The 26,623-nt window shown below is 48.5% G+C and carries 13 protein-coding genes; 2 read left to right on the forward strand and 11 right to left on the reverse strand.

The window, feature by feature from the left end; translation table 11 throughout:
• Nucleotides 1-232: 232 nt before the first annotated feature.
• The 9 genes from LZD49_RS22865 to LZD49_RS22905 all read right to left on the reverse strand — a co-directional run bounded on the left by LZD49_RS22865 (nt 233) and on the right by LZD49_RS22905 (nt 22,437).
• Complete coding sequence (locus LZD49_RS22865; protein WP_234669990.1) at nt 233-1,720, reverse strand: capsule assembly Wzi family protein; 1,488 nt, start codon at nt 1,718-1,720, stop codon at nt 233-235.
• 240 nt (nt 1,721-1,960) lie between these two features.
• Nucleotides 1,961-4,330 (reverse strand): ABC transporter permease, encoded by a 2,370-nt coding sequence (locus tag LZD49_RS22870; RefSeq protein WP_234669991.1) that lies wholly within the window; start codon nt 4,328-4,330, stop codon nt 1,961-1,963.
• A gap of 392 nt (nt 4,331-4,722) precedes the next feature.
• Nucleotides 4,723-7,140, reverse strand: a complete 2,418-nt coding sequence (locus tag LZD49_RS22875; RefSeq protein WP_234669992.1) for an ABC transporter permease — start codon at nt 7,138-7,140, stop codon at nt 4,723-4,725.
• Between the two features lie 167 nt (nt 7,141-7,307).
• Nucleotides 7,308-9,707 (reverse strand): ABC transporter permease, encoded by a 2,400-nt coding sequence (locus LZD49_RS22880; RefSeq protein WP_234669993.1) that lies wholly within the window; start codon nt 9,705-9,707, stop codon nt 7,308-7,310.
• 203 nt (nt 9,708-9,910) lie between these two features.
• On the reverse strand, nt 9,911-12,289 hold the full coding sequence (locus LZD49_RS22885; RefSeq protein ID WP_234669994.1) for an ABC transporter permease: 2,379 nt from the start codon (nt 12,287-12,289) through the stop codon (nt 9,911-9,913).
• Between the two features lie 205 nt (nt 12,290-12,494).
• Complete coding sequence (locus tag LZD49_RS22890; protein ID WP_234669995.1) at nt 12,495-14,876, reverse strand: ABC transporter permease; 2,382 nt, start codon at nt 14,874-14,876, stop codon at nt 12,495-12,497.
• A gap of 72 nt (nt 14,877-14,948) precedes the next feature.
• Nucleotides 14,949-17,378: an ABC transporter permease gene (locus tag LZD49_RS22895; RefSeq protein WP_234669996.1), complete on the reverse strand. Its 2,430-nt coding sequence runs from the start codon at nt 17,376-17,378 to the stop codon at nt 14,949-14,951.
• Between the two features lie 75 nt (nt 17,379-17,453).
• Nucleotides 17,454-19,871, reverse strand: coding sequence for an ABC transporter permease (locus LZD49_RS22900; RefSeq protein ID WP_234669997.1), 2,418 nt, complete (start codon nt 19,869-19,871; stop codon nt 17,454-17,456).
• A gap of 184 nt (nt 19,872-20,055) precedes the next feature.
• Nucleotides 20,056-22,437, reverse strand: coding sequence for an ABC transporter permease (locus LZD49_RS22905; RefSeq protein ID WP_234669998.1), 2,382 nt, complete (start codon nt 22,435-22,437; stop codon nt 20,056-20,058).
• 234 nt (nt 22,438-22,671) lie between these two features.
• On the opposite strand from LZD49_RS22905, the gene LZD49_RS22910 reads away from it, so the two are divergent.
• Nucleotides 22,672-22,824: a hypothetical protein gene (locus LZD49_RS22910; RefSeq protein WP_234669999.1), complete on the forward strand. Its 153-nt coding sequence runs from the start codon at nt 22,672-22,674 to the stop codon at nt 22,822-22,824.
• A 32-nt stretch (nt 22,825-22,856) separates the two neighbouring features.
• Here LZD49_RS22910 and LZD49_RS22915 read toward each other — a convergent pair whose 3' ends face one another.
• Complete coding sequence (locus LZD49_RS22915) at nt 22,857-25,298, reverse strand: outer membrane beta-barrel family protein (RefSeq protein ID WP_234670000.1); 2,442 nt, start codon at nt 25,296-25,298, stop codon at nt 22,857-22,859.
• Between the two features lie 253 nt (nt 25,299-25,551).
• Entirely contained in the window at nt 25,552-25,893 is a 342-nt protein-coding gene (locus LZD49_RS22920; protein ID WP_234670001.1) for a DUF6249 domain-containing protein, read from the reverse strand.
• A gap of 159 nt (nt 25,894-26,052) precedes the next feature.
• Between LZD49_RS22920 and LZD49_RS22925 the strand changes: the two genes are divergently transcribed.
• Complete coding sequence (locus tag LZD49_RS22925; RefSeq protein WP_234670002.1) at nt 26,053-26,604, forward strand: RNA polymerase sigma factor; 552 nt, start codon at nt 26,053-26,055, stop codon at nt 26,602-26,604.
• The last annotated feature ends 19 nt before the right edge of the window (nt 26,605-26,623 follow it).

Raw genomic sequence — 26,623 nt, forward strand, 5'->3', positions numbered from 1 at the left:
CACTCATGTGAAAGTCTGTGCGCAGTCTACCTCCACTCCATGGTCAGCCGAAAAGCAATAGGCTAAAAACAACAATTGCCAGAAAACGTAATTCCCTGACAATGACTGTACATGCGTGCATTAACAAAGTTATGCCAGGCACATCAACGTACTAATAATCAATAAGTTACAGGATGGAAAAATGCGGATATTGTCCGAATTCGAACAATCTTGTTCACCTATGGACAAGCTTTTACCAGTCCTTGCGGATTCCGATATAGCCGCCTGTCCGACGTGTAAAAATATCGCCCTGATCGGTAGCAATCCGGGCTAGGATGCTGGTTGTTTTCAATCCGGGCACACGATATTGCGCACCTAGCACCGAAGAGAACTGCCCTTTCGGCGGGTCGATAACGGCGCCAGGTGTTCCAAAATTCTGACTGTATGAAACTCTCAATGTAAGCGCCAGTGCCTTGCCGATTTTCCCCTGAGTTCCGATGTACCAGACATTGACGCGGTTGTCCGGAAAATACCTGTCATTCCTCAACTTCGACCGGTCCATATCCTTACCAGGGATAATAAAAGGAGTACCCACCGTTTTGCCTTGGTAGGACCAGCCTTCGGTGTACTGCGAGTGATTGAAATAATTATCTGCGCCCTGGTAAGTACTGCCAGGAATATAAAATTCGGACCCCGACTGGTTCTTGGTACTGAGAAATTCCAATGTCAGGTGGGTAATGGCGAAGCCGCCTGTTGCACTGCCCGGGTTTAGTTTAAAATTAACCCCATAAAGCCCATCTGGAATGTTCTTGAAAAGCATGCTGGAAACATCCTCGAACGGATGCTGATGGTAAATGAACAGCTTGTAACTGCTAAGTTTTGTTTCGAAAGCGACGTCATAGCTACCCAAATGGTTCCCGACGCGATAGCTGTCGAATGCCCCGTAGCCGTTTTTTTCAAACCAGTTTTTGGAGGTAAATGCGAACACCACATTGGGATAAATCGACCACGATGAAGGCAGTTCCCCGTTCACAGCCAGGTCGGGGTGTTGTTTGAGATAGTCGGAATGGCCGGCCCACATGACGTTGTGGTTCAGGCCTAAGTAGAATTTATTTTTGCTTTTACCCAATCTCAAATAAACAAACTTCTGATGCAGTCTTACCCCCTTGATGTAATCGGCATTGAACCAGCCGTGCGCAAACCCCGCATGCACCGCAACAAAATTCCGTGTAAATTTCAGCGGCGTAAATCCTACCGTCCCGATCTGTATTTTAGGTATTGGAAGCGAGTTACCAGACATGGAATAAAAACCAGACGATAATGTGGTATCTCCCAGCCCCATCACCTCACGGCGTCTTCCGGCATATAACTCCACGCTTTTGAACCGGACACTGGCATGCGCTTCGGGCAGCACGAACTGAAAGCGCTCGTCCTTATTGAAAAAACCTACCGGGCTCACCCCCGCACTCCAGTCAAACTTCCGTGGCCGGTTGGAAAGGCTATCATAAAAGACATATTTCCTGTGTGCTGTTGCCTGCACAAAGCCCGCCGTGGCACGATCCGGCACCATTCCAAACTGATTTGTCGTAAGCCAGAAGGGTGTTTCTCCATTGGAAGACAAATAAGCCCCAGCCTCTACGCTTGCTTCGAGATTGGACACAACGTGATTTTTCTGGGCCAGAAGCGGCCCGGAAACGATCGCGAGAACAATGGCTACACTGAAAGTAAAGACTTTGCGCAAGGGTTTATAGGCTAGATAAATTCCTATGCAAGATAAAGCCCTCAGACGAAATTTGGTTACCGGTTAGCGGGATTAATGGAAGATTAATGGAGATGACGGCCGACCGCCGGTTGCCGGTCGAGACCATAGACGATCGACCATGGACCATTGCGGACAAAATAGACCAAGGCCCAAAGAAACATGGTCTATGGTCCTTGGTCCTTGGTCTCGACCGGCCGTCAGCGGTCGGCGGTCAACATCCTACTCCGCCCGCAACGATTTCACCGGATTGATCAACGCTGCACGGATGGCCTGGAAGCTTACGGTGAGTAATGTGATGCCTAGCGCACCCAAACCCGTTGCGGCGAATATCCACCAGGATAGCTCGGTGCGGTAGGTATAGGTTTTCAGCCATCCGCTCATAAAATACCAGGCAATGGGGCCGGAAATGACACAGGCAACCAGCACCAGCACCACAAAGTCGGTCGATAAGAGCTTCCAAAGGTTGGCAATCGAAGCTCCGAGGACTTTCCTGATACCGATTTCTTTGGTCCGCTGCTCCGCAACGAATGAGGCAAGACCAAAGAGCCCCAGACAAGAGATGAATATGGCCAAAACTGTGAAGAACGAAGCGAGTTTACCGATCCGCTCCTCATCGGCAAACTTCTTTGAAAACATGGCATCTACAAACTGGTAGGTAAACGGACTACCTGGATCGTATTTTCTGAAAACAGCTCCTACTTTTCCCAAAGCGTCGCTCATGCCCGCGGCAGGCGACAGCCTGATGTTAATCACATTGGTGTTCCGATAGTTGATAACATAGAATGCCGGGCTGATCCCGCTAAAAGGGGATTCCCGGACCATGTCCTTTACCACGCCGATCAACCGGTAATCCTTTCCTCCCCAGTTAAGAATCGATTCCAGCGGTTTTTTGAGCCCCGTCAATTCCAGTGCCGACTCGTTGATGATCATCGCCGTCGAATCCGTTGGATAGTTGCGGGAGAAGTCCCGGCCCTGGGCTACTTCCCAGCCGACAGTTTTGCCATAGTCATGCGAAATGTTGTTCGACATCACCAGAGGCACCGCATCCGGCGCCTTACCGGGCCACGAAAGGTTGGTTACCCCACCATACTGCACCGTCACCGAGCCTGAGGACTGCGAATAGCCGCTTACGACACCCGTGTTCATGAGATCATTTTTCAATGCATTATAATGACCAAACAGCGCCGGCGTATTCATATCCACTTCGATCAGCCCTTGCTTGCTGTACCCGATAGGCCGATTTTTTGCATGCTGTATTTGCCTGAAAACGACGACAGTTCCAATGATGAGCGTAACCGAAACCGTAAACTGTGTGACTACCAGCACTTTTCTTGGCACGGCAGCAAACTTCCCGGCTTTGAATGTCCCCTTCAATACTTTTAATGGTTGAAAAGATGAAAGGTAAAGTGCCGGATAACTTCCTGCTATCATGGCTGTAAGCAGGCTAAAAACGATTCCGGCAAGCCAGAACACGGGGTTAGCCCATGGCAGCGTGATTTTCTTTTCGGCAACTTCATTGAATGCAGGTAATGCCAACCCGGCCAGCAATAGTGAAAGACAAAAGGCGATCAGCACTACCAGGATTGATTCGCTGAAAAACTGGCCCACCAATTGTGCGCGTAAGGAGCCGATAGCCTTTCGGATACCCACTTCCTTCGCTCTTTTTTCCGATCGTGCCGTGCTGAGATTCATGAAGTTAATGCAAGCCAATAACAGCACAAAAACACCTATGGTACCAAACAGCCACACAAATGTGATGAGCCCGCCGGTATTCTTACCGTTCTGAAAATCGGAATACAGGTGCCAACGGTTCATTGGATGTACGAAAAATTCGGGTTTGTAGCCAGGCGGGTTTTCCCGTTTCATCCGCAAATCCTTAATCTTGGCGGAAGCGGTCGCGAAATCTGCGTTTTCCCGGAGCTGGGCAAATATCTGATAGGAGTTCTCATCCCATTGGGTATCGGCCCTTTTTATCGATTCGTCCATCGCCTTGAAAAGCTCCCACGGAGCAAGCACCTGGGTGTCCCTGAATGTGCTGTTATTGGGAATATCCTCAAACACGCCCGTCACTTTCACATCACGGTTGCTATTGATTTTTACCACTTTATTAATCGGATTGGTATTACCAAACAGCGAACGCGCAAACGACTCCGAAAGTAGTACAGCATTGACATCCTTCAAATTATCGATACCTGCAACAATCCGGACCGACATCATTTTCGTAAACGAAGGCTCCACATACTGCCCCGACTTAGAAAACATCTTATCCCCATTTGTAATAATAATGTCCCGGTAAGCCGACTTGCTCACCGCTTCAAAATCGGGATATTTCTCCTTCATTTCGACCGCCAGCGGCAACGGCGCTACATTGTAAGGCGACTTCTCGGGACCAAACTGCACAAACTGCCAAACCTGCCCGAGACGGTCATGATTTTTGTGGTAATGATCGAACGATAATTCATCGTGAACCCAAAGGCCTATCAACACCGCCACAGCCATCCCAACCGACAGCCCACAAATATTAATAGCCGAATACCCCTTGCTCTTTACCAGGTTCCGGAGCGCGATTTTGAAATAGTTTTTTAGCATGATGTTTGGGATTTTGTTTTGACCACCGACGGCCGATTATTGGTGTCGAGTTTTGGACCATGGACAATAGACCATGCATTAAAATATCGATACAAGACTAATATCGCAGCACTGCTCAGCCATGGCCCATGGTGTATTGTCCATGGTCAGTACCGCAATCGATTTGCCTTCCGAACAACAATAACTCGGCGGTCGGTCGGCGACGGTCATTCATTCGCTTCGCAACGACTTACACATAATTGATGTCAGAAATCATGCACAAAACACGTCGCATTTATGGTCCATGTTCCATAGTCATCCCGCTGACCGCCCAACATACACGCTTTCAGCGGTCAGCCGTCGGCGGTCGGCAGTCGCCGGTCGCCGGTTGCCGGTTGCCGGTCATCTAGCCGTCACTCACTTCGCAACGACTTCACCGGATTCATCAAACCGGCTCTGACACTCTGGAAACCAACTGTCAATAATGCAACCGTTACAACCAGCAGCCCGGTAAGCGGGAAAATCCACCATTGGATTCCAACCTGATAGGCAAATCCCTGCAACCATTGCCGCATACCCAGCCACGCGATGGGTGCAGCGATAACGAGTGCGATACACACAAGTGAAAGAAATTCTCCGGAAAGCATCCCTACGATGCCGCCTACTGATGCCCCAAGCACTTTCCGGACGCCGATTTCCTTCGTTCTGCGTTCTGCCGAAAAAGCCGCAAGCCCAAATAGTCCAAGACAAGCTATCACGACCGCAATACAGGTGAAATACAATACAATGCTGCCCGTGCGGCTTTCATTTTCATAATTCTTTTGAAAGTCCTGGTCGAGGAACGAGTAAGCGAATGGAATATCGGGGTTCAGCCGTTTCCAGGCCGCCTCCACTGATGCGAGCGTGCCCGAATAGTCCTTCGTTTTTACACTCGCAATGAAATACTGATACTTATCGGTAATGCTCGTGGTGAGCGCATAGGGCTTAATGCCTTCGTGCAGGCTGCGGAAATTGAAATCTCTAACGATCCCGACGACCTGCAAGCTTTGTCGCTTACCGCCCAATTCGAAATAGACATTCTTGCCGATCGCCGACACTCCGTCATAACCCAGCTCGCGTGCGGCCGTTTCGTTAAGGATAATGCTACTCGAATCTGCGCCAAATGCCTTTGTAAAAGAGCGTCCAGCGACCATCTTTAATCCCAACGTTTCCACATAGTCATTGCCGACCGTGGCGAAATGGACGTCCACCGCATCATGCAAGGTTTTGTTGTCGGTATAAAATGGTAAATCCTCAATACTTTCAATACCCGGATAAACCGATCCGCTGGTAGCGGCTTCCACGCCCGGTACCCGCAGCACTTCTTCCCTTAATGCATTGTAATTCGTTGCTGCCTTGTTGTTTCTGAACGGTACAATCAGCTTTTGTTCTTTGTCAAAACCCAGGTTCTGATTTTGCAGAAAGGAAAGTTGCTGTCCGATGACGATGGCACCAAGGATGAGAATAATGGAGACTGTAAATTGAAAAACAACAAGCCCTTTCCGAAGCAATACAGGCGATTTTACATTCACTAACCTGCCTTTCAGCACACTCACCGGCCTGAATGACGACAGGTATAGGGCCGGATAAAGTCCCGCCACCAATCCGGTAAACAACGTGATTCCCGCCATCCAATAAAGAAATGCGGGCTCTGAAAACATATCAAGCGCTTTCCCTGTCAGATTGTTGAAATAGGGTAAGAGTAATTGTACTACCAGCACCGCAATCGCCAACGCCATGACCGCGAGCATCATCGACTCTCCGAGAAACTGATGCACCAGCGAGTTCCTGACGGCCCCCATCACCTTGCGCACACCAACCTCCTTCGCCCGCTTCTCCGAGCGCGCGGTACTGAGGTTCATAAAGTTGATACAAGCGATCAGCAACAGAAAGACAGCAATCGAACCAAAAATATAAAGATAGGTCATGCTGCCATTCGGCGCGATCTCGTTGCCAATGGCCGATTTCAGGTAAATATCCGTAACCGGCTGAATGAACAATTCCTTGGAAATACCCAATGCCTTCAGATCGGCTTCGCCGTGGCGCATCAAAAATGGTGTCAGTTTGGCCTCAAAAGCAGTCGGATCTGTGCCGTCGCGCAATTTCACATAGGTATGAAAAATGTTGTTCATGGACCAGTTGTTCTGGCTCGCTACCCAGCCACCCATATCCCCATTTTGCATCGACAAAAAGTAATGTGCGTCGATATGCGACTTGCGATTACTCCGATAAACGCCGGTTACGGTATAATTAAAATCACCGAATGTAAGCCCTACCCGTATCACCTTCCCCACAGGGTCAGTATCGCCGAACAGCTTCCCAGCCACGGTCTCGGAAAGCACCAGCGTGTTAGGCTTACTTAGCGCGTTTTTGGGGTTTCCGTATTTGAAATCATACGTAAAAACCTCGAATAATGTAGAATCGGCATAATAGCCGTTGGTTTCATAAAACCGCGTTACTTCTTTGCCACCCCGGTTTTCGAGTAACATTCGGTCAATGCCGGAGAATTTGAGAACGCGGGCGACCGTTTCCACTTCCGGGAAGTCGGTCTTCACCCCTGCCGCAACCGGCCCGGGTGTTCCCGCCCATTTTTCATTCCGGGCTTCCAAAGCGATCCGGAAAAGGCGATGAGCATCGCGATGATGCTTGTCGTAGCTCAGTTCGTCCGAAACATACAGCACGATCAGCAAACAAGTTGCCAGCCCCAACGCTAAACCAAAAATGTTAATAGCAGTATACCCTTTGTTTTTCAAAAGGTTACGAAGGGCGATTTTTAGGTAGTTTTTTAGCATGATGCATTTTTTTGGTAACGTTGTTCTTTTTGACCGCAGACGGGATATAGACGATGGACCATGGGTTATAGTTTAATACATTGCTGGGACCAAAACTATGGTCTATGGTCCATGGTCCATGGTCCATGGTCCATGGTCTATATCTCATCATCAGCCGTCGGCCATCATCATTCACTCTTCAACGACTTCACCGGATCCAGCAATGCGGCTCTGACAGCCTGATAACTTACCGTCGCCAATGTGATTGCCAATGCACCCAAACCGGCGGCAGCGAAAATCCACCAGGGGATTTCGGTTCGGTACTCATATTTTTCAAGCCATCCGTTCAGGAAATACCAGGCGAAGGGCGTGGAAATCAGGAACGAGATGATTACCAGTACCACAAACTCGCGTGACAATAGTGCCCACAGATTACTGACCGAAGCGCCCAATACCTTACGCACGCCAATCTCCTTCGTCCGCTGTTCGGCGGTGAATGAGGCCAGGCCAAACAGGCCAAGGCAGCTGATCAGGATCGCGAGCACTGCAAATACCGACGACAGCGTGGCAATGCGCTCCTCAGCGGCGAATTTCAAGGCGTATTGTTCGTCGGTAAATTTATAATCGAAAGGACTGCCTGGACTCACTTCCCGGAAAACCGCGCCCACTTTCGCCAGCGACTCCCTAAGCGGCAATCCGGGTTTCAGTTTGACATTAATAAAATTCGCCCATCCATAATTGACCATAAATAAGGTAGGCCGGACCAGGCTGAACGGCGAGCCCATCACCATATCCCGGATCACCCCCACTACTTTGTGCGGCGTCTCACCCCATTTTACCGTTTGATCAATGATTTCCGATGGCTTGCTGAAACCCATATATTTCAATGCAGATTCATTAATTACCATCGCGGAAGAATCGGTAGAGAACTGACGGGAAAAATCGCGGCCTGCGATGAACTGCCAGCCCATGGTTTTCCCAAAATCATGGGTAACGGCAATCGTCCCAAAATTCTCATGAAGGTTCGGATCCTTACCCGGCCAGCTGAAACCGCCATTATTGGACCCAACGAAGGTCGATGGGGACGACGAAGTAGACATTTCCAACACCGCACCCGTTTCCAGCAACGCGCCGCGAAGCCTGTTATACTGGCTACGTAACTCGGGCGTGTTTATCTCGACGGTGATAAGTCCTGCCCGGTCATAGCCGACGGGCCTGTTTTTCGCGTGTTGTATTTGTTTGTAAACAATGGCCGTCCCGATGATCAGCGTAACAGAGACTGTAAACTGCAACACTACCAACACCTTACGTGGAATAGCCGCGAACCGGCCTGCATTGAATGTCCCTTTCAGCACTTTCACAGGTTGAAACGACGACAAGTACAATGCCGGATAACTGCCCGACAAAAGCCCGGTCAGCAAGCAAAATGTAAATCCTGCGACCCAGAAATAGCCATTATTCCAAGGGAATGCGATCCGTTTGTCAGCCATTTCATTGAAAGAAGGTAATGCAAGCATCACGATCAGGATTGCGAAAATGAAAGCCAGAAAGACGACCATAAAGGATTCGCTAAAAAACTGGTTGATCAACTGTCCTCTCAGCGATCCGATCGCCTTGCGGATGCCCACTTCTTTGGCGCGTTTCTCCGACCGGGCAGTGCTCAGGTTCATGAAATTGATCGACGCCAGCAACAACACAAACACACCAATAATCGCAAAAAGCCAAACATAGCGGATACGCCCATCCGGTTGGCCCCTGTCGTCCCACGTGCCATACAAATGCCATTTGGACATCGGTAGCAGATAGTTTTGGGGTTTCAAAAACCGGGCTTCCGGCGTGTGCTGCATTTTGATATTCTTGATCCTTTCGGTAACTCCTTCAAATGTGGAATTAGAGCGTATTTGTGCTAATAACTGCCATGAATTATTGTTCCACTGCTCCTTGTCCCGCGCTTCCTGTACCCAATTCTGTGTGGCCACGTACAAATCCCAGGGTGCAACGAAGGTCAGGTCGCGAAACTCCGTGTTATAAGGTAAGTCTTCATAAACGCCTGTCACCTTCACGTCGAGCTGGTTATCGAGCTTTACGATCTTGTCCATCGGGTTTTCATTTCCAAACAGAGCTTTGGCCACCGACTCGGCAATCATGATCGAATTGCGTTCATTGAGCCCATCGCGCGTACCGCGCAGCATCTGCAGCGTGAACATATGCGGAGCTTCACCACTCAGATAAGCACCAGTTTTAGTAAATCGGTTGTCTTTATAAGCCAGTATATGCTCATCTGTCCACGATGATTGAATCACATATTCAAAATCTTCCTTGTGGTGCTCGCGCAGATATTGTCCCAACGGATAGGAAGTATACTCGCCACCATCGAAGGTTTTGCCCTCGAAAACGCCCCGTTCCACCACCTTGGCAATGCGATCATAATTTCTATGGTACCGATCGAACGCGAATTCATCGTAAACCCAAAGGCCGATTATCATAGCCACAGCCATCCCCACAGCCAACCCGCCGATGTTGATAGCCGAGTAACCCTTGTTTTTTATGAGGTTACGGAACGCGATTTTTAAATAGTTATTTAGCATGGCGCTGTTTTATGAACTTGTTTCTGATTGACCGCCGACCATGGACCGCCGACCGCCGATTGCTTTTGACTTTGTTTCGTGACTGACCATGGCCCACGGGCCATAGACCATAACTTTTCCTTGCTCACACCCATCATCTATGGTCGATGGTCGCAAGTATACCGTCCACCATACCGCATTCGGCGGTTAGCCGTCGGCGGTCATCATTCACTCCTCAACGATTTCACCGGATCCAGCAATGCTGCTTTCACCGCCTGATAACCCACCGTCGCCAATGTGACCAGCACCAGCGTTCCTCCGGCGGCGATAAATATGCCTGCACTCAGATCAATCCGGAATGCGAAATTGTTCAGCCATTGGTACATCGCCCAGCCCACCAACGGAAAGGCGATCAGTAAGGCAATGAGCAGAAGTTTGATAAAATCCATCGAAAGCATCATTACCACATTGCCCACCGACGCCCCTACGACTTTTCGGATGCCGATCTCCTTTTGGCGACGTTGCGCCGTGAATGCGGCCAATCCAAAAAGCCCGAGGCAAGAAATCAAGATCGCAAGCCCCGCGAAGTAGCGTGACAAAACACCCACACGCCGTTCAGAAGCATACAATGCCTTGTAATTCTCATCCAGAAACTGAAAATCGAAAACCAATCCTCTGTGATAATCCTGAAACAGCTTGCGCACGCGGGCGATCGTTTGTTCCTCGGAACCGTTCTGAATTTTGACCATTACATTCGGCATAATGGGATACATCTGGAAAAAGCAGGGCTTGACAGGCTCGTACAGCGATTCAAAATTGAAGTCCTTCACAACGCCTACGATTTGTCGCTCCATTCCCCAGAACTTCACGGTTTTGCCAACCGGGTCTTTCAACCCCATACTTTTGATCGCCGACTCATTGAATATGATCTCATTCCGGGCGCTCCCGTTCTGCGAAAAGAACCTGCCTTCCCGCAATGACATGCCCATTGTTTCCATGAAATTGTACCCTACTTCCAGGTTAGAGAACTCGATGTCCGTCCCGGCTGGCTTACCGGGCCATTCGAAACCGGAAATGGCTCCATGCTGGCCTGTCAGGTTGTGGTAATAGCTCGATGCATTCACCACTCCCGGAATATTCTTGACTTCACCCAGAAATGCTTCCGCCGCTTTTAATTTCAGCGAATCCATTTCGAGGGGTATTTCAAAATGGATTATATGTTCACGGTTATAGCCCAGATTTTTGTTTTGAATAAACTGGATCTGCCGGTAAACCACGATCACAGAAACAATAAATATCACCGACACTGCAAACTGAAATACAACCAGCCCACGCCGCACCAGCAATTCACCGGCGGTATTTCTCAACTTTCCTTTCAAAACGGAAACCGGATCGAACCCTGAGAGATACAAAGCCGGATAGCTGCCTGCCAGCAGGCCGGTCACCAGTGTGATGACCAACGCGGCTGATATAAGCGTACCATCTGGTGACAGACTGATCTCTTTTCCTGTAATGGCATTGAAATCGGGCAGAAGTAACGCTACTAATCCAACTGCCACAACCAGTGAAACAAATGTGAGCAAAACCGATTCGCCCAAATGCTGCAAAACCAACGAACTGCGCAATGCACCTACCACCTTTTTGATCCCCACTTCTTTCATCCGACCCGAAGCCTTGGCCGTCGAGAGGTTCATAAAATTGATACAGGCAATGACCAGAATGAATGCCGCGATCACCGAAAAGAGCCGCACATAAGTGATGCGGCCACCGATTTGCAGGCCGTTTTCAAACTGTCCACGCAGGTATTTATCCGAGTACCTGATTGCGAATAGTTCAGAATCAATCTCCTTATTTTTAGTTCGAAGCAGTTGTTTGATCTTTTCATTAAATAGCGCCTCGTCTGCTCCGTTTTTAAGGATTACAAATGTGTGAGGATCGCTGTTCGTCCATTTTTCCATTCCAGGTCTGCGGGCCTTGAACTGCTCGAAATTGAACAGAATATCAAATTGATTGCTCGCATTGCTGGGATTACCTTTGAAAACACCACCTACACGGTAAAGTCCGCTAAACTGGCCTTCCTCCCACTTCACGGTTTTGCCCACCACATTTTGGGTTGTCCCGAAAAGTTTGGATGCCAGTTCCTCCGAAAGTGCTAGCGTGTTTTTATCCCCCACTAATGCGTTTGCGTCGCCCTGGATAAACGGGCAGGTAAAAACATCGAAGTAGTCGCGGCTTACGAACTGCCCTCCCGCCTTCAACTTCGTCTCCCCGGCCGCTATTATGCCTTTGTTGGAAAACCATTCGGCCGGTACAACCGTCGTCGCAAACTCGACTTCGGGCATTTCGGCCTTCAATGCATCAGCTAACAAACCGGCAGTATGTTCGCCTGTTTTGATTCCGTCCTCATTAGGCTGGTTGACCATGATCTGGAACAAGTGCGCGGCTTTTGCATTGTGCTTGTCAACGCGCAACTCATCCCCTATCCATAAGTAAATGAGCAATGTACAAGCGAGGCCCGTCGACAGACCGACCAGGTTAAGTAACGTAAACTGCCGATCCTTGATCAGACTCCGCCACGCGATTTTGAGGTAGCTTTTTAGCATGATTCGTTATTTTGACCGCAGACGACTGACCGCCGACCGCCGAATTGTGTTTTATTGACCATGGACGATCGACCATGGACCATTGACTATTGCCATTGATTACTCTTCAATTGTCTCATATCAAATTGAAATGGTCCATGGTCTATCGTCTATGGTCTGTCATCTATCGTCGTCATTCCCGCACTCGGCGGTCAGCCGTCAACCGTCACTCACTCCGCAACGATTTCACCGGATCCGTCAACGCCGCCTTAATACTTTGAAAACCAACCGTCAGTAGCGCAATCCCTGCCGCCAGAAAAGCGGCCCAGGCGAATATGCTCCAATGGATATCAATGCGGTAGGCAAAATCCTGTAACCATTTATTCATCAAATACCAGGCAACCGGACTGGCGATCACGATCGCTACAAATACCAGTTTCAGAAAATCCATCGACAACATTGCGGTAATCCCAGCCACCGACGCACCAAGCACTTTCCGGACACCTATTTCCTTTGTCCGTTGCTCTATCGCGAAAATGGCAAGCCCGAAAAGCCCCAGGCACGACAGGCACACCGATAGCAATGCAAACGTCGTGGTAAGGCGCGTAGCCAGCTCCTCACGCTGGTAGAACTTTGCGATCTCCTCGTCGTAAAAACTGTATTCGAAAACATTCTCGGGAAACTGCTTCTGCCACACAGCCGCAATCCGGCCGATTGTCGAGGCATTCATCCGGCTTAACTTTACACCTGCCGAACGATAGCGTTTCTGGTCTGCAAATACGATAATTGGTTCAATGCTGGTATACAAATCTCCATTATTGAAGTCGGACAGTACCCCTACGATCGTCCCTGTTTTGCCGGCATCGCCCACCTGCAGTTCTTTATCCAATGCCTCCTCCGGCGATTTCAATCCCAATGCTTTCACCAGTTTTTGGTTGATTAGCAGCTCATTCAGCGTGTCCGAATGCGCAGGAATACGTCCGGCTACGAGCTTCAATCCATATGTTTTGACAAAATGGTCGTCCGCGGCTCTCGACCGTGCCACAAATTTTTCCCACTCGCGGTTCTCGAACTTGATCGTTCCGCCACCGCTGATCTGCACGGATGGCGCACTACGGAAAAACGAGAGATCTGCCACTTCCGGCAATGCCGACAGTTCATTACGCAACGCCGCGAGCTTGCTGGTTTCGGTCTCTGGCAGTCCTATGTGCAGGATCAAATCCTTATCGATTCCAAGATCCTTGTTTTTCAGGTATTCGGATTGCAGGATGATCAGTGTCGAAACCGCAATCAGGACGAATGAAATGCTGAATTGTGTCACCACCAACCCCTTTCGAACAGAAAAAAAGCTTCTGTTATTTTCCTTTAACAATCCTTTGATGGCTTTCACCGGATTGAAATTCGAGACAACAAATGCCGGATAAACGCCCGCCGTGACTATCACGAATACCAAAAGCGCTGCCCAAAAAGCCGGTAGAAGCGGATCCGTAAGTGGATTTATTGAGATATTCAAGCTAAGCCATTGGCCTAGCATCGGTGCAAAAAGCGAGGCGATAAGTATCGAAATCGCACCTGCCAGGATTGTCAGCAATGCAGTCTCCTGCATAAAAAGCCAGAAAACCTGCGCTTGCGAAATACCTAGCGCCTTCCTGACACCCACCTCCTTGCTACGTTTGAAGGCCTGTGCCGTCGAAAGGTTGATAAAATTGAAGCATGCGATCAATACCAGTAAGATTCCGACCGTAGCCAGGACGAGGATTGTAGTGCATTTGATCTTTCCGCCATATGCTATATTGAAATGCACATCCGACAGATCCTGCAAATGGTAATGGAACACCTTGCCATCGGGTCCATAATATTTGTTGGCAAATGCAGGCATTTGCCGCTCAAATGCCGCTTTGTCGTTGGGTGAACGGAGCGTGACAAAAGTCTCCCGGCCGCTATCGATCCAGCCCCAGTCTTCATAGCCATATTCGGGAACGATCCTTTTCAAAGTAGGCAACGAAACGAAAATATCCTGCCTGAAATCCGTTTGCTCCGGATAATCGGCCACAATGCCCGCGATCACGAGGTTTTCACGGTTGTTAGCGATAATCACTTTCCCCATTGCATTGTCATTTCCAAAATATTTTCGGGCATACCGCTCTGTTACCACGGCCTGATTAGGCGATGTAAGAGCGGACGCATTCCCTCTAATCCACTTGTAATCAAATATTTTGAAATAGTCAGGATTCGTAAAAACGAGATGGTCCTTTTCGAGGAATTTCCGGGATGTCCCGCCATGATCCACACGGATCGTCAATTCCTTATGTGCTATATAAGCAGCATTTCCGATGGTACTGAATTCCTTTTTCAGCGTTTCGTGCAAAACAAAGGCCGAACCCCGCTCCTGCTCCACGGATCCGTCTTCCAGGTGCAAGTCCACAACCACGCGGTAAGTACGGTCCGCCTTGGCGTGGTACCGATCTATGCTGAGATGGTATTTCACCAACTGAAATATCAAAATAGCACCAGCCATGCCAATCGCCAGTCCAATCAGATTGATCCCTGCATACACTTTATGTTTGGCGAGGCTTCGGACCGTGAATTTTAAGTAACTACTGATCATAATTTTTTGCGCATTAATTGGGGAAAGGGAGGACAGACGCCATTCCCTTCTTTCCTTTCCTTCCTTCCTCCATCATTCCATTTTCAAACTCTTAACAGGATCTGCCCATGCCGCTTTGATAGCCTGATAACTGACCGTCGCGAGCGTAAGCGCCAGCGCACCGGCACCCGCCAGGAGGAAGATCCACCAACTGATATCGGTGCGGTACTGATAATTTTGGAGCCATTCATGCATAGAATACCACGCCAATGGCACCGCCACCAGACTCGCGACCATCACCAGCAATACAAAGTCCTTCGAGAGCATCCGCCACAAATTGGCTACCGATGCGCCAAGAACTTTCCGGATGCCTATTTCCTTGGTACGCTGCTCGGCGGTAAAAGAGGCTAGTCCAAACAACCCCAGGCAACTGATCAGGATTGCCAGCGCCGCAAAGAAGCGGGCCAACTGCCCTATCCGCTCCTCAGCCCTGAACTTCGCATCATACTCCTGGTCTGCAAACTGGTATTCAAACGGCGCGACGGGGACAAGTTTCTTAATCACACTTTCAATTGCCGGTAACGCCCGGGCCGAGCTTACATTTGGTTTTAGCTTGATATTGATCCAGTTGGGAGAGCCAAAGAGAAAGAAAACGGTCGGTTTTACGGGCTTAAACGGTGATTCCATGACCATGTCCTTCACTACGCCCAGGACGGTGAAACGCTTCCGGATGTTATCGGTCATCCACTGACTTTTCCACGAAATGACCGCCCCCAGCGGGTCGGGTATGCCCAGTAAACGCGCCGCGGATTCATTGATGACAAATCCCGAGGAATCAGAAGCAAATTCTCTGGAGAAATTCCGTCCGCTTACAAACTGCCAGCCAACCGTTTTGGCGTATTCCTGGGAAACCGTCAATGTTGCAAACTTCTCGGTGAAACCTTCCGGCATTCCTTTCCAACTGAAACCGTCGTTGGCAGACCAAACACCGGTTACAGGACTTTGCGAGTCGGCAACTTCTTCGACCATTCCGGTATTTTTCAGTTCGGTGCGGAACAGGTCTGTTTTTCCATAAAAGTCTTCGGATTTCATCGGTATCATCAGCAAGCCATCACGCGAATAGCCGACGGGCCGGTCTTTAGCAAACTGGATTTGGCGGTAAACGATCGTGGTACAGATAATCAGGGTAAGCGAGATGGTGAATTGAAGCACGACCAGCACCTGTCGTGGTGTGTATGCAAACCGGCCGAAATGGGTACGCAGTGATGAGTTCGACCCTTTCAGAACTTTCACCGGCTGAAAGGATGTAAGGTAAATGGCTGGATAGCTTCCTGCAAGCAGGGAAGTGACCAGCACAAAAATCACATTGCTAAGCCAGAACAGTGCATTATCCCAGGGAATCATGATCTGTTTTGCGGCCAGGTTATTGAACCACGATAACGAGCATACGACGCCTGCCAGTGCCAATGCAAAGGAAATGAGTACAATCAAAAACGACTCTGTGAAAAACTGGCCGATGAGCTGCCTTCGCAACGAACCGACCGCCTTGCGAACACCCACTTCCCTCGCCCGCTTCTCCGAGCGCGCCGTACTGAGGTTTACGAAGTTGATACAGGCCAGGAGCAGCACAAAAAAGCCAATCAGACCCACCATCCAAACATATTTTACCGGCCCCTCGCCTGCTGCGCCATTTTTGAAGTTGGAATACAAATGCCAGTTTTTCATGGGATGCACCCACATTTCAGGTCGGGTTGCTACTTCATCCTTCATATCGTCCATTTTCCGGATCGCATTCAGCTCGGAGAGGCGGATACCTTTGCTAACCGTTTCAAAACTGGCATTATCAGCAAGCTCCCCAAATATCCAGATCGCGTGGTTGTCCCATTTCTTACCCTTCATGTATGGGTTTTTATCCAAAAAGTAATCCCACGAACCCATGAACTGTACCTCGCTAAACCTGGTATTTTTGGGCAAATCTTCAAAAACACCGGTCACTTTCATATCCATCGTTGTCCCGACCTTGATGATTTTGTTAAGCGGATCGCTTTGGCCGAATAGCGCCTGAGCGGTTGATTGCGAGAGAATAATGCCCTGTTGGTCTTCCAGTGCCGACCAGGAGCCTTTTATCATATTCAGGTTAAACATTTCCGGCGCTCCTCCTTCGATAAACTGCCCTTTGCGCGACAATTTTGTTTCACCTACCGTCAGAATTTGTTCATCCGCCTGACTCGATGTTACGATACGCTTGAAATAGCCTGCATAGTTTGTTTTCAGCTCTTCGATATAGGGTACTGGTAAAGAGAAAGAGGTGTTCTTTTCGCCGTGGACCACCTGGTTTTGAAGGATTTGTCCGATCCGGTCGTAATTTTTAAAATAACGGTTAAAAGACAGTTCGTCATAAATCCACAGGCCGATCAGCATCGCCACGCCCATCCCGATGGCCAGTCCGCCAATGTTGATCGCTGAATATCCTTTGTTTTTCCAAAGGTTCCGAAATGTGATTTTCAAGTAATTTTTTAGCATGACTGACCGTTTTTTAGCAATTTTGAACGCACTATACTATACGATATATAAAGCTTTATATTTCCACCTGATTATTTACTCACTGCGCAAGCTTTTTACCGGATTTACCAGCGCCGCCTTAATGCTTTGGAAACTGACCGTCAGCAATGCAATGCCCACCGCCATCGCTCCTGCCAGGACGAATACCCACCATTCTATATTGACTTTATAAGCAAAATCCGACAGCCACTGATCCATCCCGTACCAAGCGAGCGGCGAGGCGATCAGAATGGCGATCGCTACCAGTTTTACAAAATCTTTTGAAAGCAGTGAAACAATGCTGAGCACCGATGCCCCGAGCACTTTGCGAACGCCTATTTCCTTTGTACGCCGAATGGTGGTAAATGCCGCCAGCCCAAAAAGTCCCAGACAGGCAATTACCACGGCAAGGCTGGCAAAAATCCCGAACAATTTACCGATCCGCATTTCAGATTCATACATTTTGTTAAAACGTTCGTCAAGGAAGGAGTAGGTAAAGGGGTTGTCCGAGTTAGCCTTCCAGGTCTTTTCCAGCACTTTGAGCAAGCCGGGGATATCATTTGTTTTGATGCGGACGGCAATCTGAAACAAGTCTCCTCCATAAAACATGACCAACGGGGCTATACGCTCGTGCATTGAACGGAAATGAAAGTTTTTGGTTACGCCCACCACGGTATAAAATCTCTTGGATTCCGGGCTTCCATTACCGACGGTCTGTACACGCTTCCCGATCGGGTTTTTCCAGCCAAATTGCTTCGCTGCCGCCTCATTAATGAGCACGGAACCGCTATCGGCGCCAAAGTTTTTGGAAAAATTCCGGCCGGCCGTGAGACCGATGCCCAGCGTACTGAGATAATCCTCATCGACCTGGTAGGTCGTAAACCTGTACGGGGTGATTTTGTTATCTGCGTTTTCGGGCAAAAAGCCATCCGTACTTGCGTTGGAAACGCCCGCGGGCATATAACCGGCGAGCGTGACGCTGCTTACTGCTGAAAGGGCAATCAACTGGTCCTTAAAGGCCTTTGCCTTGTCGCCTAGTAAATGGGTATCGTGCAGGATCAGCACCTGGTCTTTATCAAAACCTACTTTTTTGTTTTGAATGAAATGCAGCTGCTGGTACACGACCATCGTACCGATAATCATTCCAATAGACACTACGAATTGAATCGTTACCAGCGTATTCCTCAACCAACCGCTTTTTATCCCCGCCTGAATGCTGCCTTTCAAAACAGCAACCGGCTTGAATGCAGAGAGGAAGAATGCCGGATAGCTTCCAGCCAGCAAGCCCACCATAAGGCAGCCCGCGAATGCATATGCGACCATACGGGCACTTAGAATGGATTTAAGACCGAACTGCTTACCTGCCAGGTCGTTGAAGCCAGGTAAGAGTAATACGACGAGCCCAAAAGCTACAACAAGCGCAAGAATCGTCAACAGAATTGACTCAATGAGAAACTGGGCCATCAGTTGCTGACGGACCGAACCCATTACCTTCCGGACACCTACCTCCTTCGCTCGCCCAGCGGACCCGGCAGTGGAGAGGTTCATGAAGTTGATACACGCGATTAGCAGAATGAATGCGGCAATAGCCGTAAAAATATAAATGTATTTGACGTTACCGTTGGCTTCCAGCTCATTTTCGAGATTGGATTGCAGGTGGATGTCGGTCAGGGGCTGAAACCGGAACCCGAAGCTGTCTCCTTTACGCAGATACTCGTCATAAGTCATCCCCAGGAACTCCTGTATTTCCGGGCCAATGTATTTTTTGACCAGTTGCGGGATCTGCATCGTAAGCTTTTCAACCGGATATCCTTTGCGCAACAGCACGTACGTGTGTGCACCGCTGGAAAGCCATTTTTTACCCACTTCGGTAGACTTTATAGAACCGAAAAAGTCAAAGTGGAAGTGCGAGTTGGAAGGTACGTCCTGGCAAACCCCTGTTACGCGGAATAATCCCTGATCACCCATTGTCAGGCTTTTACCAATCGGGTCCTCCCTGCCGAAGTATTTCAATGCGGTGGATTCGGTGATCACGATCGTCTTAGGCTCCGTGAGCATTGTTTTTGAATTCCCTTTCAGTAGCGGGATCGAAAAGAAATCGAAAAAATTGGAGTCGACGAAAACGACCCGGTCCTCGGTGAACCGCTTTTCGCCATTTTTGACCAGGTAGGTTCCGTTACCATCCAGCCTCGTGTACGCCTCCATGCCCGGGTAGTCTCGCATGAGCGCTGGCCCGACCGGCGCGGAAGCACCTGCAATGCCGATCTCATTGCCACCGATCCGGCCATGCATGGTAACCCTGAAAATACGGTCGGCATTGACATTGTAACGGTCGTAACTAAGCTCATGCTGCACAAACAGCAGGATGAGCATACAAGTGGCCAATCCGATTGCCAAGCCGAAAATGTTAATGGAAGCAAAAACCTTTTTGTTCCAAAGGCTTCGAAAAGCAATTTTCAGATAACTGGATATCATAACTGCGCCGGTTACGAGGGTTAGCGGATGGATTTCACGTTTCGAGCGTCAAATTGTGAACCAGCCAACAGCAATATCACAATTACCTGAAAATCAATTTTTTATGTTTTTATAAAACAAATCAACGGTGTTCGGTATCGGACACGCTTCGTTCGTTTTGGAACGGCAGCAGACACAAGCGCCGCTATTCGCTGCGTAAGCTCTTCACTGGGTTCATTACGGCTGCCCTGATGCTCTGAAAACTTACCGTTGCGAAGGCAATGGCGGTTGAAAGCGCTGCGGCAATAGCAAATATCCACCAGTAAATGGCTGTCCGGTAGGCAAAATGTTCCAGCCAGCGCTCCATGCCAAAATAGGCAATCGGCGAGGCGATCACGAAGGCTATGAGCACCAGTTTAAGAAAATCTTTGGAAAGTAATCCGACAATGCTTGCGATGGATGCACCCATGACCTTCCTCACACCGATTTCCTTCGTCCGTTGCATAGTGCTGTAAGATGCCAGCCCAAGCAAGCCCAGGCAAGAAATAAATATCGCCAGGATCGCAAAATTGAAAAACAGCTTCTCAAACCGTTCCTCGCTGCGGTATTGGCGGTCGAAAAACTCGTCCATGAAATAGTAGCTGAATGGTCTGCTAGGCATAGCTTGCTTCCATTTCTCTTCCACAGCTGCAATGGTTTCCTTCAATCGGTCCCCTTCGATTTTAACAGAAACAAGCTCGGAACCACCTGGCTCAATGCGCATGGTAAGCGGCTTGATAGTTTCCTGCAAGGAGCGGAAATGGAAGTTTTTGATCACACCGACGATCTTACCTTCTCGGCCCCATTGCTTGAAACGCCGGCCGATCGCTTCTTCCGGTTTGCTATAACCAAACAGCTTCGCTGCTGCCTCATTGATCACCATCGCCCGGGTTGTATCTGTCCCAAAATCCTTCGAAAATGGACGTCCGGCAGCCATTTTCAAGCCAAACTGCGTGATATAATCAAAATCGACGAAATAGAGATCGAGGTTTGCTATCTGCAAATCGCCGCTTTTGTTCTCGATTTCGGAATAGGCCCCCGGATTGGAACTTCCGGGAACACTGGACGACGCGGCGGTTGATTTGACACCGGGCAGACCATTCAGTGCCTGTTTGAATGCTTCCCGCTTTGGATCTCCCTCAGTATTGACGACTAACATCTGGTCCTTACTAAAACCCAGGTCACGGTTACGCATGAAATTCATTTGAATGTACACGATCAGCGTGGCGATGATCAGCGCAATAGAAATGGCAAACTGGACAGTCACCAACCCTTTTCTCAGTAAAATACCCTTTACGCTTGTTGTGAAACGACCCTTTAACACGGTAACAGGTTCAAATGACGACAATACCAGGGCGGGATAGATTCCTGCCAGTATTCCGATGAAGACCGCAGCCAGCAACATCATCGCCGGAAACGCGGGATTACTGAAAATACCGGTCGTAATAGTTTTCCCGGCCAGATTATTGAAAAGTGGGATCAGCGCAGCTGAAAGCAGGATCGAAAACACAAATGCGATCAGGCAAAGCATCACCGATTCGCTTACGAATTGCCGGGCCAGCAGTGTTCGGGCGGCTCCCACTACTTTGCGAATACCGACCTCCTTGGCACGTTCCGCCGAACGTGCCGTGGTCAGGTTGATGAAGTTAATGCAGGCGATCAGCAAAATAAACGCCGCTACAACCGAGAATACATATACGTTGTTGATGCTTCCCTTCTCAGCCACATCCCGTTCTGAATGCAAATGCACACTCAGCAGCGGTTCGAGGAAAAGTGTGTAAGACATCTTGCTCTCACGCATAAGCTTGCCAGCCCGCCGTTCCAGGTATGCCGGTAATTTCTTTTCCAGACTTTTGCTGTCCGTTCCTGGTTTCAAAAGCAGATAAGTCGACGCACCGAAGTTACCCCATTCTTCGTCGATGCCACGGTTGAAACGCTGTGTCATCGTGGCCATTGAAACGAACATATCGCCTTTGATCAGGGAGTTTTCAGGAATGTCTTTCATTACGCCCGTCACTTTGGCCGGCAAGCCTTCTCCCGACAGCAGCAATGTCTGCCCTATGGGATCGGCGTCACCAAAATATTTTCGGGCAGCCTTCTCCGTAAAAACCAGGCTCAACGGCTCTTTCAATGCCGTTTTGGGATCACCCTGGATTAGTTTGAAATCAAAGACGCGAAACAGCGAGGAATCGGCAAATAGGGTAGCTTCTTCCTGAAACTTGATGTCTCCTTTTCGAACAAGAAAACTGCCGCCGTTAAGCCTCGTATAGGCCTCCACTTCGGGAAAATCCTGTTTGATCGTCGGCCCGAAAGCCCATGAAGTGATTCCGGCATTGATTGTTTCTGAAGGCGTCTTCACATCCGTCACAAGCCGGTAAATGCGATCGGCCTTCGAATGGAATGCATCATAGGTCAGCTCGAAATTGACATACATCGAAATCAGCAAACAGGCCGACATCCCGACGGACAGTCCCATAATGTTGATTAATGAAAACACCTTATGCTTCCAGAGGTTTCGGAAGGCGATTTTGAAATAGTTCTTCAGCATGGTTAGGTAAAATTTAGGCTAATGCTATCTAAGTTGCTCGTATTAATTGCATACCACAATTAAAATGCATTGAAAATCAATTACATATGTTTAAAATAAAAACTCAGCTGTCCGGAAACGAACAGCTGGACAAAAGGTCCGGTGTTCGGCTCGGGCACTTCCAGATTAGTAAATGGCTGATGATTTATCTATTAGTATCAAACAAAAGTGTTCATTAACATTGAACACTTTTGTTTGATACTTAGGGAACTGAAAGGCCTTTTTGATGCCCTGGCACATTTCAATGTGAAGGAAGGAACGCTAGTAACTTTTAGCCAATCCGATGTATTCGAAAAGGGCGGGATGACAGCCCGTGCCATACCCGCCCATGAATATCTGGCCGATTAACTTTGCCGGGCAATTAGGCCTGGCTATCGTCATTAATTCCCGTTCTGCACGTCGTCGTTGCGAATACCTCTTTTGTTCTTTTTGATGCCGTCTTTCAGCTTTCCAAACTTGTAGTTTAGACTGAAATTGAAGGACCGGAAATATTGCCAGCGATCGGTGAACTGGTCGAAATCTGGGCCGAAGGTTTGATTATGATACCTTCTGAATTTTGTGAACGGGTTGCTCACCGCTGCGGAGAGCGACAATTTATCTTTTATCACATCCTTATTAACACTGAAAGACGTGCTCATAATGGCGTTCGACGTGCCTTGCAAGTTCACACTCGGTCCGTTCGCATTCAGGTTGGCATTCACTCTCCATTCCTTTGGCAAACGATAACCGGTTGATAGTGAAAGATTATACATTACCCCGCTGTTGGTGATCTCGATGCCATTGACAATCCCGGTCACTTTTCCGTGTGCAATGCGGAAATTGGTGCTGAAATTCCATTTTTTGGAGATCGGGTAATTCGCGTTGAGATTACCGCTGATCAGCCTCGCACGACCGGTGTTGCCATAAGATGTGCGGGTAATCTGTGTTTCAGGATTGTACACGGAAATCGGGAAAATGAGGTCTTTGAAGTGGGTGTAGCCAACGCCAATATTGAAGTTCCCTTTTTTCGATTTATTAAAGCTCAATTGCAGGTCGTTCACAAAAGCAGGGCGCAGATCAGGATTACCAGTGCGCTCATAGCTCGGATTGGAGCGGTCAACGAATGGATTGAGCTGCCAGATCCCCGGGCGCTGGATACGTTTGGTGTAACCAAAGTTGACCCCTCCATTGTTTTTCAGCTTCCTGTTGACAGATACCGACGGGATGAAGTTGAAATAGTTCTGTTCCACCTTCGAATCCGTTGAAATAAAATCAGCATCAATGACAGTCTGCTCTACGCGCGCTCCCGCTTTCACGCCCCAGTTTTTGAAATTATATTGATAGGTATTATAAGCGCCGAACACGTTTTGCTGGTTCTTGTACATGTTGCTCATGCTTGCATCGACCTCGTATGAGTTGGTTTCAGGATCAAACACGGTGTACTTAAAATCACTCTTATTATCGCGCATAATACCCTTTAAGCCGGCTTCGATGTTGAGTTTTTTCACAGGGTATACAAAATCCACCTGAAAAGTCTGTTCCGAAAAGCTTTGATCGTTGACCTGCCGGTAATCAGGACGGTCATAGTTGATGCGGTTCGAAATGGCCAGATCACCATTTTGCTTGTTGTCGTAACTATAATAGCGGTAAGAGAACGTCAGTAGCCGGTTTTTGTCCGCTTTGAAACCCTTCTGGTAATTAATCGCCGCATCACGGCCACTACCCCGATCGGTGTTCCGATTAGACACGTTGTAGCGTTCCAGGATTTCGTCACCCGCGTTAAGTAACGACGATTGAAACCCGTTCGAACGGTTCCTGCCGCCATTCACATTCAGTTGCGCGCTCAGCAAATTCAGCGTATCGATCTCGTAAGTGATCTCGTAACCGATATAGCCGTTCTTGTTGTTATTTTCATTCCAGCCGCGCTGATCGAGCTCCGTAGGATCGACTCCGGTCGTTGTACGGCTGGAAATCGTTTGGGTCGACGGATTTTTGTACTGGTTCAAACCCGCATTCAGCGACATTCCGATCTTCCCGAGCTGGGCCGAAAGCGAGCCACCGACTCCCGGTCCGCCCGTTGGGAAGCGCTCACTGATATTGATCGTACCATTATACCCGTTATCGATCTTCTTGTTGGTAATAATGTTGATAATGCCGGCCAGGCCTTCGGCATCGTATTTGGCAGGTGGCGTCGTAATCACTTCAATGCGCACGATAGACGACGCCGGCATGCTCCGTAGCACATCCTTGTAACTCCGCTCCACCATACTCGACGGTTTGCCATTGATCAGGATCTTAAAATCTGAATTGCCTTTCATAAAAATATTATCCTCTGCATCGAGCGACAAGTAAGGCACTTTCCGCATCATTTCAAGCACGCTGTATACCTTGCTTTCCGGGTCTGCTTCGAGATCATACGTGATCCGGTCGACCTCCTGTTTCACAATGGGTTTCAATGCGGTAACCGTCACTTCTTTAAGTCCCACAACTTGTGAACTGATCGTAATATTACCCAGGTCAATCAGCTTACGTGTGCTATCGGTCAGATCTACCTCGATACTTTTTGTTTTATATCCCACGCCCAGCAGCACCAGCGTGTATTTCATCGGTTTCAGGTTTTGAAAGACAAACGAGCCATCTGTTTTTGAAAAATCAGCCTTCACGGCCGTGTTTTTGTCTTTCATTAAGTTTAGTGTAATAAAATCGAGGGTTTTGCCACTCGCAGAATCGGCGACAATGCCTTTGACACTTGCCCCCACCGGAGCGACCTGAGCATACGATCCCTGACAGCAAAGGAGGCCAGAGATCAGAATGGGCATCAATAGTTGGAATAATGTTTTCATGGATAAAATTTTCATGGCTAATAGGATTTTCTTAGGCATAGGAATTCTGTTAAGAGATTTACACCTCTTTCGGCATTGTTTGGTACAATTGATTGATTATGAAATCAATACGAACATCCCAAAACTGACTACTTTAAATTCTGATACAACAAATGTATTAGAAGGTACTTTGTGATGCAAGGTACTATGCCTGATTTTCCTCACAAAGTGATGAACGGCATAATAGTGCGGCTGACCGGTAATGGCGATCAGGTTAGCTGGCCGACTGACTTTTGTTCAAATATCTTTCGATCAGAAAATTCGCGATCAGGCTAACACCGCCGAACAGGAAAACCATGGCCAGGTAAGCTACGCCCTTGCTAAAATCATAGGTTTGGTCAAGCCAGTTGCCTGTAAGGATACCCAGCGCAATGCCAACGAAGAGCATTCCGAACTTCAGTGTGGGATAATATACACTGTTCTTATCGGTAAAAATAGAAGCATCCGCACCCTTTTCGATTAGGGCTATACGTTCGCGGTGGCGTGTCATCAGAAACACATACACAATCCCGAAAATCCCTATAAAAGCTGTAATGGAAACAAGTACGCCGTTCATGGCTAAAATGGTTAAATTTCGAATGTTACCCATTGGACAGTCATCACCGTTTTGAGGTTACAGATTTTTGAAAAAAATTATCTCAGAAAAATAAAGTGCATACACTGTAACCGATCCGCACGCTTTCCTGTCTCATAAGCAAGGCGAGCTATCGAATGCATGAAAAACCACGACGACCGGATCTATATCGAACAAGTAAAGCAGGGTAACCTGGCTTCCTATACTTATCTGGTCGACAAGTACAAAAACATGGCATTCACTATTGCGATAAAAATCCTGTCGAACACGCAGGACGCAGAAGATGCGGCGCAGGAAAGTTTCGTGAAGGCTTATATGCAAATCGGCAGTTTCGAAGGTAAATCCAAGTTCTCGACCTGGCTGTACACCATCGTTTACCGGACGGCCGTTTCGAAATTGCAGCAGCACAGGATGGTACTGGAAAGTATCGATGACGAATTAGAAGAAAATTACGCATACGAATACAGCCCCGCCCCTCTCGACGCCATGCAGGCGAGCGAACGTGAGCGGTTTGTGAAAGAAGCCATTAGCCGCCTGCCTAAAATAGAAGCACTTGTCATCACGTTGTTTTACCTGAATGAAAGTCCCATCGAAGAAATCGAGCAGATCACCGGGCTGTCGAATAGTAATGTCAAGGTGAAGCTATTCAGGGCCCGAAAGGTATTAGGGAAAGAATTGCAATTTTTGTTATAATGCCGGAATTACGGAGCCG

It is taken from the genome of Dyadobacter sp. CY261 (assembly GCF_021440085.1).
Taxonomy (GTDB): Bacteria; Bacteroidota; Bacteroidia; order Cytophagales; family Spirosomataceae; genus Dyadobacter.